12 protein-coding genes are annotated in these 16,171 nt (G+C 60.7%); 6 read left to right on the plus strand and 6 right to left on the minus strand.

All coding sequences use genetic code 11. From position 1 onward, the window contains the following. Positions 1-31 precede the first annotated feature (31 nt). On the minus strand, positions 32-799 hold the full coding sequence (locus ACTJK7_RS20705) for a DODA-type extradiol aromatic ring-opening family dioxygenase (RefSeq protein WP_236197123.1): 768 nt from the start codon (positions 797-799) through the stop codon (positions 32-34). Between the two features lie 102 nt (positions 800-901). On the opposite strand from ACTJK7_RS20705, the gene ACTJK7_RS20710 reads away from it, so the two are divergent. After that, entirely contained in the window at positions 902-1,555 is a 654-nt protein-coding gene (locus ACTJK7_RS20710; RefSeq protein WP_440780169.1) for a thiopurine S-methyltransferase, read from the plus strand. Between the two features lie 59 nt (positions 1,556-1,614). Here ACTJK7_RS20710 and htpX read toward each other — a convergent pair whose 3' ends face one another. Then, entirely contained in the window at positions 1,615-2,502 is an 888-nt protein-coding gene (htpX, locus tag ACTJK7_RS20715) for a protease HtpX (RefSeq protein ID WP_011335292.1), read from the minus strand. Between the two features lie 304 nt (positions 2,503-2,806). After that, positions 2,807-4,018 carry a pyridoxal phosphate-dependent aminotransferase gene (locus ACTJK7_RS20720; protein ID WP_007955711.1) on the minus strand — a complete coding sequence of 404 codons (1,212 nt, stop codon included), beginning with the start codon at positions 4,016-4,018 and terminating at the stop codon, positions 2,807-2,809. Between the two features lie 225 nt (positions 4,019-4,243). Between ACTJK7_RS20720 and msrB the strand changes: the two genes are divergently transcribed. From msrB to ACTJK7_RS20735, 3 genes are all read left to right on the plus strand, one after another. Next, on the plus strand, positions 4,244-4,639 hold the full coding sequence (gene msrB / locus ACTJK7_RS20725; protein ID WP_064383288.1) for a peptide-methionine (R)-S-oxide reductase MsrB: 396 nt from the start codon (positions 4,244-4,246) through the stop codon (positions 4,637-4,639). A 103-nt stretch (positions 4,640-4,742) separates the two neighbouring features. After that, on the plus strand, positions 4,743-5,228 hold the full coding sequence (locus ACTJK7_RS20730) for a glutathione peroxidase (protein ID WP_011335290.1): 486 nt from the start codon (positions 4,743-4,745) through the stop codon (positions 5,226-5,228). Continuing rightward, positions 5,225-5,686 (plus strand): MarR family winged helix-turn-helix transcriptional regulator, encoded by a 462-nt coding sequence (locus ACTJK7_RS20735; RefSeq protein ID WP_064383285.1) that lies wholly within the window; start codon positions 5,225-5,227, stop codon positions 5,684-5,686. The genes ACTJK7_RS20730 and ACTJK7_RS20735 overlap by 4 nt, the downstream gene beginning before the upstream one ends. Here ACTJK7_RS20735 and ACTJK7_RS20740 read toward each other — a convergent pair. Then, complete coding sequence (locus ACTJK7_RS20740; RefSeq protein WP_108562903.1) at positions 5,670-7,991, minus strand: hybrid sensor histidine kinase/response regulator; 2,322 nt, start codon at positions 7,989-7,991, stop codon at positions 5,670-5,672. The two genes, ACTJK7_RS20735 and ACTJK7_RS20740, sit on opposite strands and share 17 nt — an antisense overlap. A gap of 166 nt (positions 7,992-8,157) precedes the next feature. Between ACTJK7_RS20740 and ACTJK7_RS20745 the strand changes: the two genes are divergently transcribed. Both ACTJK7_RS20745 and ACTJK7_RS20750 read left to right on the plus strand, forming a co-directional pair. After that, positions 8,158-9,048: an ATP-binding protein gene (locus ACTJK7_RS20745; RefSeq protein ID WP_064383282.1), complete on the plus strand. Its 891-nt coding sequence runs from the start codon at positions 8,158-8,160 to the stop codon at positions 9,046-9,048. Continuing rightward, complete coding sequence (locus ACTJK7_RS20750) at positions 9,045-9,527, plus strand: GAF domain-containing protein (RefSeq protein WP_011335287.1); 483 nt, start codon at positions 9,045-9,047, stop codon at positions 9,525-9,527. The genes ACTJK7_RS20745 and ACTJK7_RS20750 overlap by 4 nt, the downstream gene beginning before the upstream one ends. Here the strand turns inward: ACTJK7_RS20750 and ACTJK7_RS20755 are convergent, their stop codons facing one another. Beyond that, positions 9,528-12,470: an HD domain-containing phosphohydrolase gene (locus tag ACTJK7_RS20755; RefSeq protein ID WP_323150964.1), complete on the minus strand. Its 2,943-nt coding sequence runs from the start codon at positions 12,468-12,470 to the stop codon at positions 9,528-9,530. It lies immediately after the preceding gene. A gap of 48 nt (positions 12,471-12,518) precedes the next feature. Next, positions 12,519-16,163 carry a transporter substrate-binding domain-containing protein gene (locus ACTJK7_RS20760; protein WP_323150963.1) on the minus strand — a complete coding sequence of 1,215 codons (3,645 nt, stop codon included), beginning with the start codon at positions 16,161-16,163 and terminating at the stop codon, positions 12,519-12,521. Positions 16,164-16,171: the final 8 nt, after the last annotated feature.

Below are 16,171 nucleotides of genomic sequence, written 5' to 3' on the forward strand. Positions count from 1 at the left end.
TTCGGGGATTTTTTTGCCTGCGATTTGGGCATTAGCCGAAGCGGTAGATGTCCATGCCCAACGCGCCCATGGTGAAGCCTTGATGGGCAATGCTGAAGTCGCCGCCGGCACCTCGGGCGAAGTACAGCGGCAACAGGTGCTCGTCACTTGGATGGTTGCGTACTGCGTTCGGTGCCTGCTGGCGGTAATCGTGCAATGCGGCTTCGTCGTTGGCAGCCAGTTTGTCGACAATCCAGTTGCGGAAGTCCCGGGCCCACGGCTCGACGCTTTCCGGGCCGGCGTGCCAGTCCAGTTCTCGCAGGTTGTGGGTGATGCTGCCAGAACCGATCAACAGAATGCCCTGATCGCGCAGACTGGCCAGCGCCTGGCCGACGCGGTTCTGCAAGGCCGGGCCGCCACGGCTGGGCAGGGAAACCTGAACCACCGGGATATCGGCCTGCGGGTACATCAGCGACAGTGGCACCCACACGCCGTGATCGAACGGTCGTTGCGGGTCGAGGCGCGCCGGCAGGTTGTTGGCAGTCAACAGGTCGGCAACCTCGCGGGCCAGTTGCGGATTGCCCGGGGCCGGATACTGCACCTCAAACAACGCGCGGGGGAAACCGCCGAAGTCGTGCCAGGTTTCCGGCTGCGGATGGCTGCTGACCAGTAGCTCATGGCTTTCCCAATGAGCGGAAACGATGACGATGGCTTCCGGGCGTGGCAGTTCGGCCGCCAGCCGCGCCAGGGCCGGGCCACTGGCACCAGGCTCCAGCACCAGCATGGGCGAGCCGTGAGAGATAAACAGGCTGGGAAACATGGAAGGGTTCCTGAGCGTTAAGATGGTTCATCTTCAGTCAGTTCATTGATCTAATTCCAATATAAGTTTTAACGCCTTTTGATCGAATTCCTGGGAGGATGCATGCAGCCGGAGTTTTGGCACAAGAAGTGGGAATCGAACCAGATCGGCTTTCACCAGCCGGAGGTGAACCCGTATTTGCAGCGGCACTGGCCCGATCTGGCCATCCCGGCGCCGGCGCGTGTGCTGGTGCCGTTGTGCGGTAAAAGTCTGGATCTGCTGTGGCTTGCCGGGCGTGGGCATCGGGTGCTCGGCGTCGAGCTGTCGCAGAGGGCTGTCGAAGACTTCTTCCGTGAGCAGCAACTGCAGCCGCAGATCAGCGAAGAGGGCGGCTTCAAGGTTTATCGCGCTGGCGCGATCGAATTGTGGTGTGGGGATTTCTTTTCGCTGACGGCGGCTAACGTGGCGGGTTGCACCGCGCTGTACGACCGGGCGGCGCTGATTGCCTTGCCGCCGATGATGCGCGAGCGCTACGCGGCGCACCTGCAGAGCATTCTGCCGACGTGTCGAGGACTGTTGGTAACGCTGGATTACGATCAGTCGCAGATGCCAGGGCCGCCCTTTTCCGTAGACGATGCCCAAGTGCAGCGTTTGCTGGGCTGTGTCTGGCGCGTCGAAATGCTGGAGCAGCAGGATGTACTCGGTGACAGCTGGAAGTTCGTGCAGGCCGGCGTAACCCGGCTTGAGGAACGGGTTTACCGGATTTGCGGGGCGTAAACGACAGGCAAAAAAAGGCCCGCATCACTGCGGGCCTTTTCATTGGTACGCCGGTTTGATCAACCGCGACGACGCAGGGCGTCGATACGCTCTTCCAGCGGCGGGTGGCTCATGAACATGCGGGCGAACCCTTGTTTGATGCCACCGTTGATGCCGAAGGCGTTCAGGGTGTCCGGCATGTGCACCGGCAGGCCTTGTTCGGCGCGCAGGCGTTGCAAGGCGTTGATCATCGCGCCGGTACCGGCCAGGCGGGCACCGGCATCGTCGGCACGGAACTCGCGCTTGCGCGAGAACCACATCACGATCGCACTGGCCAGAATGCCCAGTACCAGTTCGGCGAAGATGGTCGCGATGTAGTAGGCCATGCCCTGGCCTTCTTCGTTCTTGAAGATCACCTTGTCGACGAAGTTGCCGATGATCCGCGCGAAGAACATCACGAAGGTGTTCACCACACCCTGGATCAGCGCCAGCGTAACCATGTCGCCGTTGGCCACGTGACCGATCTCGTGAGCCAGCACGGCCCGCACTTCGTCTTCCTTGAAGCGCTCGAGCAAGCCCTGGCTGACCGCGACCAGTGCGTCGTTCTTGTTCCAGCCGGTAGCGAAGGCGTTCGCTTCGTAGGCCGGGAAAATCCCGACTTCGGGCATCTTGATTCCGGCTTCCCGGGACAATTGCTCGACGGTTTGCAGAAGCCATTGCTCGTGACGAGTGCGTGGCTGGGTGATGATCTGGGTGCCGGTGCTCATCTTCGCCATCCACTTGGAGATGAACAGCGAGAACAGGGAACCGGCAAAACCAAAGACTGCACAGAAAACCAGCAGCTGACTGAGGTTGAGATCAACCCCGTTGGCCGCCATGAACCCGTTGAAGCCGAAAAGGCTCAGGGTGATGCTGGCTATCAGCACGACCGCCAGGTTAGTGGCCAAAAACAGCAGGATGCGCATCATGGTTGTAGAAGTCTCCTCAAGCTAAAGATGTAGCGTACTGCGGGGTATATAAGGTGCGGCACCTGGCGATTCAACCGAGTGACTATTTCAAACTGTGTCCTACACCGGATTCGCTGTGCCATGGGACATTTCCCACTTCTTGATCCGGTATGGATGACAGGCACGCGCCACCCGGTCTCATTGCGTCAGGCACGCATGATTCGTATGAGTCGCAAGTGTAGAAGGTGCTGGAGGAGGGGCGCAGCAGAAGTGTTGCTGAATCAGACAGTGCGCAACGTTCGGGCCGTTGCGCACTGAGCGCCGGTTACTGGCGGTAGGACTTGAGGAAGTTGCCGATGCGACCGATGGCCATGTCCAGGTCATCGACCCGCGGCAGGGTGACCACGCGGAAGTGGTCAGGCCACGGCCAGTTGAACGCCGTGCCCTGCACCACCAGCAGCTTCTCGGAGAGCAGCAGGTCGAGCACGAATTTCTCGTCGTTGTGGATCGGGCAGACTTTCGGGTCGATCTTCGGGAATGCGTACAGTGCGCCCATCGGCTTCACGCAGCTCACGCCGGGAATGTCGTTGAGCAACTCCCAGGTGCGGTTGCGCTGTTCCAGCAGGCGACCTTGCGGCAGTACCAGATCGTTGATGCTCTGATAGCCACCCAGGGCGGTCTGGATCGCATGCTGGCTCGGCACGTTGGCGCACAGGCGCATGTTGGCCAGCATGTCGATACCTTCGATGTAGCTGTGGGCGTTGTGTTTCGGCCCGGAAATGGCGATCCAGCCGGAACGGAAACCGGCCACGCGATACGACTTGGACAGGCCGTTGAAGGTCAGGCACAGCAGGTCCGGGGCCAGCGAAGCGGTGCAGATGTGCACGGCGTCGTCGTAGAGGATCTTGTCGTAGATTTCGTCAGAGAACACCACCAGGTTGTGCTGGCGGGCCAGTTCGAGCATGCCCAGCAGCACTTCCTTCGAATACACCGCGCCAGTCGGGTTGTTCGGGTTGATGATCACCATCGCCTTGGTGTTCGGGGTGATCTTGGCCTTGATGTCGGCCAGGTCAGGGAACCAGTCGGCGCCCTCGTCGCACAGGTAATGCACCGCGTTGCCGCCGGCCAGGCTCACGGCTGCGGTCCACAGCGGGTAGTCCGGGGCCGGCACCAGCACTTCGTCGCCGTTGTTGAGCAGCGCCTGCAGCGACATCACGATCAGCTCGGACACGCCGTTGCCCAGGTAGATGTCTTCGATGCCGACACCTTCGACCTGCTTCTGCTGGTAATACTGCATCACCGCCTTGCGCGCGCTGAACAGGCCTTTGGAATCGCTGTAGCCCTGGGCGGTCGGCAGGTTGCGGATCACATCCTGGAGAATTTCGTCCGGCGCTTCGAAACCAAAGGGCGCCGGGTTGCCGATGTTCAGCTTGAGGATGCGATGGCCTTCCTCTTCCAGGCGTTTGGCGTGCTTGAGCACCGGGCCGCGAATGTCGTAGCAGACGTTGGCGAGCTTGTTCGATTTGCTGAACTGCATGGCGATGTGATCCCGAAAATGAACGATCCAGGCGGCGGGTGGACAACCGTGCTGGGAATCCTGCGTCTTCACACAGGCAAGTGTCTCTAGCGGCGGTTTCCAACAATCCGTTTGAATGCGCAAGAACCCGCTGCCAGACTGGCGTGTGACGAGGCGCAATCATACGTGCCGCCCGATCCGTGGAAAAGGTACAGATCGGGCTTTTTCAGCCGCTGAGGTGTGATGATGGAAAAGATTGAAAAGACCCTGGAAGAATGGCGGGCGATGCTCGACCCCGAGCAATACAACGTGTGTCGTCTCAGTGCTACCGAGCGACCGTTCTCGGGTAAATACAACGCCACCAAGACTGACGGTGTCTATCACTGCGTCTGCTGCAACGAGCCGTTGTTTGATTCCAAAACCAAATTCGATTCCGGTTGCGGCTGGCCAAGCTTCTACGCGCCGATCGGCGAGAGCGCCATGACCGAAATCCGTGACACCAGCCACGGCATGATCCGCACCGAAGTGAAGTGCGCCAAGTGCGATGCACATCTGGGTCACGTCTTCCCTGACGGCCCTCCACCGACTGGCCTGCGCTATTGCATCAACTCGGTGTGCCTGGACCTGGTGCCGCGCGAGTAGTCGATACGGGCGATCCACGGGTCGCCTTTCGGATAATTAAATTGCACACAATTCAATTGCTCGCTATTTTTGCCGTCTACCCATTTTTTCAAGAGTGCGCACCATGAGCGACAACCTGCTGAATATCCCGTGCACCACCATCAAGGGCGAGCAAAAGACCCTCGCCGATTTCGCCGGCAAGGCAGTGCTGGTGGTCAATACCGCCAGCAAATGCGGTTTCACGCCGCAGTACAAAGGCCTCGAGGAACTGTGGCAGACCTACAAGGATCAGGGCCTGGTGGTGTTGGGCTTTCCTTGCAATCAGTTCGGCAAGCAGGAGCCGGGGAACGAAGGCGCCATCAGCGAGTTCTGCGAGCTGAACTACGGTGTCAGCTTCCCGCTGTTCAAGAAGATCGAAGTCAACGGTACCGGGGCGCACCCGCTGTTCGTGCAGTTGAAGAAGCGCGCGCCGGGCGTGCTGGGCTCCCAGGGCATCAAGTGGAACTTCACCAAATTCCTGATCGGCAAGGACGGCCAGTTGGTCAAGCGCTTCGCCCCGGCCACCAAGCCGCAGGATCTGAGCCGTGAGATCGAAGCCCTGCTCAAATGAACAACCTGTCCGCCGATTCGCTGAAGCTCGACAGTCAGCTGTGCTTCAAGTTGTACGCCGCTTCGCGGGCGGTGATCCGTGCCTACAAGCCGATGCTCGATCAGCTCGGCCTGACCTATCCGCAATATCTGGCAATGCTGGTGTTGTGGGAATGGCAGCAAACTGCGCCGGAGCAACCGACAGTCAAGGCGCTGGGTGAGCGTCTGGCACTGGACTCCGGCACGCTGACGCCGCTGCTCAAGCGATTGGAGCAACTGCAACTGGTTCAGCGTCAGCGCTCGGCCCGGGACGAGCGTGAAGTTCATCTGAGCCTTACGCAGCAAGGGCAGGCGCTGCGTGAACAGGTCGGGCCGTTGAAGGCGCGGCTGTTGTGCGACAGCGGGGTTGATCTGGACCGGCTCAATGACTTGCGTAGCGGTCTTGATCACTTGCTGGGGCAGATCAAAGCACTGTCGTAGTCGGAATCCACTGGTCCAGCAACGCCGCCAGTTCTTCACGACGGAACGGCTTGGCCAGATAGTCGCTCATGCCCGCCGCCCGGCAGCGTTCGCGTTCCTCGGACATGGCGTTGGCGGTCAGGGCGACAATCGGCAGATGCGGCCAGCGTCCGCTCTGGCGAATCTGACGGCTGGCTTCGTAGCCGTCCATCACCGGCATGTTGCAGTCCATCAGCACCAGATCGAATTCGTCGTGTTCCAACTGATCCAGCGCTTCCACACCGTGGGCAGCAACCACGACATCGCACCCGAGTTTCCCCAGCATGCCCTTGGCCACCAGTTGATTGACCGGGTTGTCCTCCACCAGCAGTACCCGACCGCGCCGCTGCGACGGCACGCTTTCGAGGCGTGCGCGGTCGATGGTGGTGAGGTCCGGCTGCAGTGTCCGACGCAGATTCTGATACAGCGCGTTGCGGGCCAGCGGTCTAGCCTGCTGCTGCAATGGGGCAAGGGCAGTGGCTTCTTCACCCGGCATGAAACTGCCATAAGCCGTCACCAGCAGAATCGGCGCCGTCATCGCCGGACGCAGACCGAACAGGCATTCGGGGCAGTCGGTGATGATGACGTCGGGGGAGAGGCCGAGCAGCGGGTCGTCCAGGGTTCGCTGCTCGTAGGTCAATCCCCAGACCGGCAGCAGGCTTTCCAGCAGCTCCGCCAGCCCGCTGACCGCGTTGGTGATCGCCAGCACTTTTCCGTGCAACGGGGGTGGAATCACCGCGCGGGTGTGGCAGGGCAGTGGCAGCTCAGCGCAGAACTGACTGCCGAAACCCACTTCGGAACTGATGGTCAGACGCCCCTGCATGGCTTCGCACAGGTTGTAGGTCAGTGCCAGACCGAGCCCGGTGCCGCCGTACTGGCGAGTGATCCCGGCACCCGCCTGGGTAAACGGCTGGAAAATCTTTACCTGCGCTTCCTGGGCGATGCCGATGCCGGTGTCGCAGACCTCGATCCGGACACCGTCCTTCCAGGTGGACAAACGCACATCGACCCGGCCGAAACGAGTGAATTTCAGGGCATTGGACAGCAGGTTGCTGACGATCTGCCTGACCCGGGTCGGATCGCCAAGCACCAGCGCCGGGAAGTACGGATCGATCAGGCAGGTCAGTTCCACACTCGGCGCCGCGTTTTGCGACAGCAGGTTGGCAGTGTCTTCGATCAGTGAGCCGAGATCGAAGGGAATGTGTTCGAGCTCCAGCTGCCCGGCATCGAATTTCGACAGGTCGAGAATATCGTTGAGCAGCTCCACCAATACCTTGCCGGAGTCGTGGGCGATGGACAGTTGTTGCTGCTGTTCGGCGTTGAGCGGACCATCGAGCGACAGAGCGATCATTCCCAGCAAGCCGTTGAGCGGGGTACGGATCTCGTGGCTCATGTTGGCGAGGAATGCCGAGCGAGCCTCGGCCATGTCCAGTGCCGTGCTGCGGGCCACTTCCAGTTCCTGGTTGGACTGGCTGAGTCGCGCGTTGATCGCCTTGAGCTCGGCGGTACGCGCCGAGACGATGTCTTCGAGTTGTGCGAGGTAGTCGGTGAGACGGTTTTCCGCATTGCGCCGTTGCTGGATTTCCGTGGCGATGTTCTCGAACTGCTGATTGGCAACTTTGACCAGCACGCCGATCTCGTCATTGGCGTGCCCACCCGGACATTCCAGGGTGGTCTGCTCGGCACTGCGCGGGTCGCGGCCGCTGAGTTCACGGATCACTCGCACCAGGGGTTTGGTGAGCATCACGTAGAACAGCGCGAGCAGGATCCCGGTCAGGATCAGGCTGCGGGCGAAACCGTTGAGCAGCGTGACTTCCGCGCGACGCAGAAAGCGGCTGCCAAAGGCGAAGGTATCGACTTCCAGGCTCAGGGTGCCGAGGGATTCGTTGGGCAAGTGATCGAGATAAAGACGGTCTTCGAACTGACGTTTGGCGCCGAACAGGAAGTCGCTGATCATCCGGTAGCCGCTTTGCAGCTCCGGGCGTTTGACGCTGGCCAATACCGTCTGGTTGTTATCGGTGAGTCTTGCGGAAATGATGGCCGGCGAACGCAGCAGGCCCAGGGTCAGTTCCTGCGCCAGTTCGGCATCGATGTTGTAGGCGATGCGTGAGGCCGGGTTATGGCTGATTTCCAGCAATGACAGGATTTCACGGTTGATGGACGCGTCTTCACTGGCATAATCGATGCCGATTTGCAGCAGGCTGAGCAGCGTGCCCAGAATGAACCCGACCAGCACGGTAAGCCGCGCCTGTTTGTACGACAGCCGGTGGGTGAATTTGATATCCATGGGGTGTTGAACCACTTCCGTTTCCCTTCGCTGCTCAAGCATAGTCGATCATGCACGGATTCCGGGGTTCCCGAAGCGCCTTGTAACAAGGCCCGGGACAGGTTTCGAACGCTGTCTGTCGTCGCTGCACCGCCATCATCACTGTGAACGAGCCCGAGGAGAAGACGTGGATTCCCGATTGAATGCTTTTCTTGAGCGCGCCGAGTCGGTTCTGGCGCGGATCGAACCGCTGCTGCCGGCTCCACGCCCGGTCATCGACTGGGGCACCTGCCTCGCCGCACGCTGGCAGCGTGACGGGCGCAGCGGTTATCTGCTGCCGCTGGAAGTCAGCCTCGACATGCGTCTGTCGGACCTGATAGGCGTCGACCGCCAGCTGGAGCAACTGGGCCGCAACACTCAGCAATTCCTCGACGGCATGCCGGCCAACCATGCGCTGCTCTGGGGTTCGCGCGGCACCGGTAAATCGTCGCTGGTGCGCGCGCTGCTGGCTGAACACGCCAAGGCCGGTTTGCGTCTGATCGAAATCGAGCGCGATCATCTGGCGGACCTGCCACGGGTGGTGGAGCAGATCGCCAAGCTGCCGCAGCGCTTTGTGCTGTTCTGCGACGACCTCTCGTTCGAGTCCGGCGAAGGCGACTACCGCGTACTGAAAAGCGTGCTGGACGGCTCGCTCGAACAGGCGCCGGACAACGTGTTGCTGTACGCCACCTCCAACCGTCGCCATCTGGTGCCGGAAAAGGAAAGCGACAACGAAAACTGGAAGCGCGTCGATGGTGAGCTGCATCCGAGCGAAGCGGTGGAAGACAAGATCGCGCTGTCGGATCGCTTCGGCCTGTGGCTGTCGTTCTATCCGTTTACCCAGGAGCATTTCCTCAACGTCGTCGAGCACTGGATCGGCCAGTTGGCCGCCAAGGCCGGTCTGGACTGGCAGCGCGACGAACAACTGGACATCCTCGCCGTGCGCTGGGCAACCGGCCGTGGCAACCGCAACGGACGTTGCGCGTACCAATTCGCCCGTTACTGGGTGGGACTGAAATTGTTGGAGCACAAGGCATGATTGATTTGCAACAGAGCGGCCAGGGCCTCGAAGGCTATGGCATGTTGGCCGCACAACTGGAGTCGCTGCTGGCGGACGAGCGCGATTTCATCGCCAACGCCGCGCAGTTTTCGGCGTTCCTGTTCAACCAGCTCGATGATCTGAACTGGGCCGGTTTCTACCTCAATCGCAACGAAGAGCTGGTGCTCGGCCCGTTCCAGGGCCAGATCGCCTGCGTGCGCATTCCGTTCGGACGCGGTGTTTGCGGCGCGGCGGCTGCCAGTTTGCAAACGCAACGGGTTGAAGACGTTCACGCGTTCCCCGGCCATATCGCCTGCGACAGCGCGTCGAACAGCGAGCTGGTGGTCCCGTTGGTCAAGGACGGTCGCCTGATCGGCGTGCTCGACCTCGACAGCCCGAAGCTCGCGCGTTTCGGTGCAGACGATCAGGCCGGGATCGAGCAACTGGCGGCGATCTTCCTGCGCCTGACCGACTGCTGATCACGCCGCCAGGCCCGCCTTGAGCAGCACGGCCGCCGGATCCACGGCATCGATCTGCCGTGGATCGAGAAACCGCGTGGCGTACTGCAGATACACGCCATCGCGGATGAACAGCCCGAACAGCTCGGCATCGATGTGCGCTTCACGGCACATGGTGGCCATGATCCCCAGCGCTTCACTGAGGGACTTGGCCTTTTTGTAAGGGCGGTCGGCGGCGGTCAGGGCTTCGAAGATGTCGGCAATCGCCATCATGCGCGCCGGCAGGCTCATGTCTTCGCGCTTCAGGCGCTTGGGATAACCGGTGCCGTCCATTTTTTCGTGATGCCCGCCGGCGATTTCCGCGACGCTGTTCAGATGCCCGGGGAAGGGCAGGTGACTGAGCATCAGGATCGTCTGCACCATGTGGTGGTTGATGATGTAGCGTTCTTCGCGGGTCAGCGTGCCCCGGGGGATGCTCAGGTTGTACAGTTCGCCGCGATTGTATTTATAGGGCGGCACGTCGAGCTTGAAGCCCCACGGATTGTCCTCTGGAATCAACTCACCTTCGGCGCGCTCCAGCAGATGCTCCGGCTTGTCTGCCAGCAATGGTTCGGTGACCGGCAAGGGCGGTGCCGGGGTGCGTGCCTGACGCCGGTTCTCCTCCCATGACAGGCCCAGCCGATCATCCAGCGTGCGCGTCCAGGTACGTCGGGCGATGCCTTGCAGACGTTGCAGGTCGGCCTCGGCCATCGCTTCACTGCCCAGATTGCAGTGGGCGACGAATGCAAAATCATCATCCAGTGCTGTCAGGGTTGCGTCACGCAGCTCGGCCAGTTGCCGCTCTTCGCCGCCCATCGCCAAGGCTTGCCAGTAGCTGACCCAGGCATCGCGCTTGAGCACTTCGAAGCGAGTGCGGATTTCGTGCAGGCGATCGTTCAGGGTTTCCAGTTTGGTGGCTTTGTCGACCACGTATTCCGGGGTCGTGACTTTGCCGCAATCGTGCAGCCAGGCGGCGATGTGCAAGGCCTCCCATTCATCTTCGTTCGGCTGGTAAGCGCTGAAGGCCGGCGCCTGACTGGCTGCAGCGGCCTGGGCGAGCATCAGGGTCAGTTCCGGCACGCGCTGACAATGCCCGCCGGTATAAGGGCTCTTGGCATCGATGGCGCCGGCCAGCAATTGAATGAACGCGTCCAGCAGTTGTTTCTGCCGGGCTTGCAGGCGCTGGCTCTCGATACTCACCGCCGCCGCCCCGGACACCGCTTGCAGGAAGGCGATACGGTCGGGCCGCAGCTTTTCCAGATCACTCGCCGTGCCGCTGTCATTGATCAGCAGCACCAGCAGGCCGACGGTTTCGTTGTGCCGGTTATGCAAACGGATACCGATCAGATGAACCCTCGGTGACGCCATGGCCAGCAGCACTTTGCGCAGATCGGTGGCCTGTTCGAAGCCCAGATTGCTCACGACTGTGTCGGCGCTCGCCAATTGCCGAAACCATTCGGGCCCCTGAGTAGCGTCAAGGTTGCGTCCCTGAATGTCGAACGCGGTCAGGGCTTGAGAGGCGCCATCGACCACCAGCCCGTAGGGCTCCATGCGATTGCCGTCGTTTTCCCGCAGATAGATCAGGCCCGCCTGAGCCTGGGCGATCTGCACGGTTTCGAACAGCGCCCTCTGCAGCAGCGGTTCGAAGCGGGTTTCCGCCGTCAGGCTGTCGGTGATCCGAAAGAAACTGGCCAGGGTGTCTTTCATGCGCGCCATCGACAGACTCAACTGGTCAATCTCCAGTACCAGCGATCGACGGGTCATGGGAAAGTTGAAGTTGAAACTGCGAATCGCATCGGCTTCCTTGACCAGCGCATGCAGCGGCTTGACCAGAATTCGCGAGATCAGCCAGCCCAGCGGCAGACAGAGCAGCAGGGTGGCCAATGTGATCAGTGCGCCTTGCCAGCGCATGCGATAGGCGTCGACCAGCAACTCGTCCTCCGGCACCAGCAACGCCATCTGCAAACCTTTCGGTCCTCCTTCCTGCAACTGGCTGCGGGCGACGATCCATAGCCGGCCGTCGGCTTTGAGCCGATTGCCCTGATGGCCGGACAACAAGGCGTCAAGGGCGGGGCTCAAGTCGGCAGCCTTGGCCAGACGCGCCGTTCGGTCATCGACGATCAGTCGGCTGCTGTCGGGGTAAGCCACGGCGTTGCCATCGGCGTCGAACAGGACGATTTGCGTGGCCGGTGTCACCACGTGCTTGATCAGGGTTGCGGAGAGTGCGTCGAGGGTCAGGTCGGCACCGATCACGGCGTCTTCACCGCTGCGCCGGGCCAGTGTCGTGCCGACGTTGTGGGTGGAGAAAAAGACGTAGGGTTCGGTGGTGATCTGTTCGGTCTGTTGCCGCGCATTGATGTACCACGCCCGGCTGCGGGGATCATAAGGGTCGTCGGGGTTGTCCTGCTGGCCGACCGGGGACAGTGCCTGGTCGAAGAACAACGACTGTGAATGCGTCTGGCCGCTGGCGTCGTGCTCGATGCTCCAGACCTGAAAGGCCGCCGAGTCCGGCGCCTTGAGCAGGGTTTTCAGCGCTGATGTGCGCAACGGACGGACCATGAAGAAATCGCCGTTGCCATACCCCAGGTACAGCGAGGCCAGATCCGGATTGTCCGTCAGGGACTGGCTGAACGGCTTGAGCAACGCCAGGCGCGGTTCGAGGCCGGAAGAGCGGGCGGCGGGGGTGTCCGCCAGCAGGCTCAGCAGGTGTCGGATCGGTGCGTAAGTGGCCTGCAGATCGAGGCGCACATCCTGCTCAATGCGATTGAACAGCTTTTCGCTGCTCGACAGGATGATCTGAGTGGTCTGCCGATAGTTGAACAGACCCAGCACCACTCCGGTGAGCAACAGCAGAAAGGTGAACATGACGCTGATATGCACGTGCAGCGGAAACCGGCGTTGTTCCGGGCGCAGTGGGCTGGGCATTGCGGACTCTCCGTGTAGGTAAGCACACTGCTCAGCGTTCAAGCATAGTTAAGCTCCGGCCACTTTGCTTCGGGTGAGCCGGACCAGTTGCTGCTCCAGTGCCTGCTCCAGTTCCAGGATGGCAAGACGGCTGGCCCGGCAGCGACGCTCGATCTCATCCTCCGGCAGTGCTTGCAGACAGGCCTGTTCAAGCGCATCGCAACAGTCGATCAGGCGCGACGCCTGGGCAATGCGCGCGGCGCCCTTGATCTTGTGTGCGATGACGGCCAGTGCGGGGGGATCCCGGGTGAGGGACAGCGCCTGCAACTCCTGTCGGTCAAGGCGACTGCTGCTGAGCAGTTCTGTCAGCAATCGATGGGTCTGGGCAGGATTGCCTCCGGTCAGCAGCGTCAGTCCCTGCAGATTGAACACAGGTGCGCGGAACAGTGGCTGAACACTGTCGACCCATTGACTCAGGCTGGTCAGGCTAAGGGGCTTGAACAGGCAGTCGTTCATGCCTGCCTGCTTGCAGCGCAGAATCTCTTCCGGCTGGGCATTGGCGGTGAACCCCAGCACCGTGCAGGCAGGTCGGCGGGTGAGCTTTTCGTGCTGACGAATGGCCCGGGTCAGCTCGTAACCGCTCATGACGGGCATGTTGCAATCGGCGATAACCAGATCGAATTCGCCGTTTTTCCATTGCTCCAGCCCTTGCTGGCCATCTTCGGCGATACAGAAACGATGGCCGAGGTATTCCAGCTGCTGGCACATCAGCAGCCGATTCGCCGGATGGTCATCAACCACCAGAACGGTCAGCGGAGTGAGAGACGCCTGGATCTGCGGTTCGTCTTCGGTGCTTGCCACTTCTGCAGGCAGAATGGCCAGCGGCAGCGACAGAGTGACCTGGGTGCCGATTCCGGCCAGGCTGCTCAACCGCAGCTTTCCACCCATCATTTCGCAGAGGTTGCGGCTGATAACCAGCCCCAGCCCTGTGCCGCTTACCGTTCGCGGCCCGCCGTTGCCGGCCTGGGCAAAGGGCTCGAACAATCGCAACTGATCCTGCGTCGATATCCCGATGCCACTGTCCTGTACGGTCAATTGCATCATCGAGCGTTCGGGATCATCGGTGGGAAGTACATCCAGCGTGATCCTGATCTGTCCTGCTTCAGTGAACTTGATGGCATTGCTGATCAGGTTCGACAGCACCTGTTTGAAGCGCAGAGGGTCGAGGTGCACATCGACATTCAGTTCAGGGGGAGAGACGGACAGGGTCAGTGACAGCTGTTTCTGCCGGGCGAGCCCTTCGAAGATTCTGACCACCGAGCCAATGGTGTCGACCAGATTGATTCGCTCGGGGTTCAGGCTCAGTCGCCCGGACTCAATGCGGGCAATGTCCAGTATGTCGCCGATCAGGCCCAGCAGGTCCTTGGCCGAATGGTAGGCCGTTTCGATTCCAGAGCGATCCGGATGAGCCTTGTCCATGCGCTTGAGCGTCAATTCGAGCATGCCGATCACCGCGTTCATCGGCGTGCGGATCTCGTGGCTCATGGTCGCCAGAAACGTACTCTTGGCCCGGCTGGCATCGTCCGCCCGCTCCTTTGCTGCACGCAGCTCATCGAGCAGCTCGCGGCGTTCACTGATGTCGATCCAGCCGCCGATGATTCCCTGGACTTCGCCGCTGGAGTCCCGGTACGGCAGGATCCAGTGATAGATCGTCAGGTGTCGGTTGCCGATCTGGAGCGGCCGGTCGAGCACAAGCGGTCGGCCTTCGGCCACTACCCGCTGATAGTCGGCCTGATAGGTCAGGGCCTCGCAAGCGTTGTTCAAGGCGCCCTGCATCACGCTTTTGCCGATGACGTCTTCGCGCCGGGCATTGAACGCCTGAAGATAACTGTCATTGCAGCTTTGCAGCAGACCCTCACGATCTCGCACGTAGATTGGATGGGGCGTACCGTTGACCAGTGAACCCATGAATTCCAGTTGATCGCTCAAGGCCCGTTCCGCCGACTTGCGCTGTTTGATCTGGCGCCGCATGTAAGCATTCCAGAGCAGTGACAGCAGCAACAGCAGGCAGGCGCCGCCGATGACTTGATAGAAAAAGCGTTGATATTGACGCCATGTGCCTCGCGAAACGCTTGAGTAGCCACGCCAGCGCCCATTGATGATGCCCAGTTCTTCGGGCGTGATGCTCATCAGCGATTTATCGATGATCGAGCTCAGTTCTGTGTTGTCCCGCGCAGTCGCCAGAGAAAAAGCCGCCTGACGGGTGCCGATGGTGGTGGTGATCTGCAAGGGATGCTCGAAGGTTCGCGATGCAATGAAGTAGTTTGCGATGACCAGGGAGTTGACTGCGCCTTCGACCTGACCTTCGTCCAGCAGCGCCACGGCACTGAAAGTATCCGGCGTTTCGATCAGTTGAATGCGTGGAAACTCCCTGCGCAGGTATTCGATCATCGGATTGCCCTGAGCGATCGCCAGACGCTTGCGTTTGAGTTGCCCAAGGTGCGTGGGACTGTCGGCGGCTTTCCGGGTCAACAGTACGTATGAATTTTCCAGATAGGGGCGGCTGAAGTTCAGGGTTTCCTCGCGTTGAGCGGTAGGCAGCAGGGCCGCGATCAGGTCAGCCTGGTGGTGCTCGACCTGCTTGATCATTTCGGCGTCGCTGCGGCTGCGGCGAATTTCGAAGCGCAGTCCGGTGCGCAGCCGGATGAGTTCGAGCAAGTCGGCGCTGATGCCGCGAAAATTGCCGTCACTGTCAAAGAACGTCAGAGGTGCGAAAGCTTCGTTGACCACCACGCTCACGACCGAATTCTTTTTCAGCCATTGCTCTTCGCGCTTGGTCAGTTGCAGTTTCTGGTCGGTCAGAAGTGTGTCGCTGCCGACGCTCCAGCGCTTGGCGATGTTTTCGCGCTCGCTGCCGGGCACGGCCTTGAGCACGGTATCGATGATGGCAAGCAGCTGCGGATTGTTGCGATGCACGGCGAAGCTGAAACCATGGGCTTCGTGCTTGCCGAAGTTGGCCATGCGGATGTTGTTCAGGTATCCCTTGCTGATCATGTAATGAGTGGAAATGGTGTCACCGAGGAACACGTCCGCCTGATCGAACGCTACCGCATTGATTGCGTTCTGATAGGACGGATAGGAGGTGATGAGGGCTTTGGGATAGATGGCCTTGACATCTTCCAGCGGCAAGTAGTGATACAGCATGCTCAGCCGCAGGCCTGCCAGACCTTCGGTCAGCGTGCGGGTTTCGCCTTCGCGCGTCACAAGGACTGGTTGATCAATGGCGTAGGGCCTGGACAGCACGATATCGGTGTTCTCTGCTTCAAATCCGTTGGAAGTGCCAAGCATGTCGATGTGACCGTCGATCAATGCCCGTATGGCCCCTTCCCGCGAGGAGAACCGTTTGACCCTTATCGGCAGACCGGTTGCCTGACCAACGAGCATGGCGTAATCCGCCGTGAATCCTTCGTAGTCGTGCCCGCTGGCTGTCATGTCGAAGGGAGGATAGTCGGGGGCGGAGGTCCCCAGAATCAACTCACTGCGACTGTGCAGCCACGCCACCTGCGATGGGTCGAACACAGCCTGCACTGTCCGCTCGGTCGAGCGACCCAGCAGGGTGAAGTCTTGCGAGGCGGGTGATGCGGCTGTCAGAGAGGTGCAAAACCCCAGACATGCACTCCATGCAATCAGAACACTCATTAAACGGCTGGACATGTTGACTC

Source organism: Pseudomonas sp. 22085, from assembly GCF_052045815.1.
Taxonomy (GTDB): domain Bacteria; phylum Pseudomonadota; class Gammaproteobacteria; order Pseudomonadales; family Pseudomonadaceae; genus Aquipseudomonas; species Aquipseudomonas glycinae.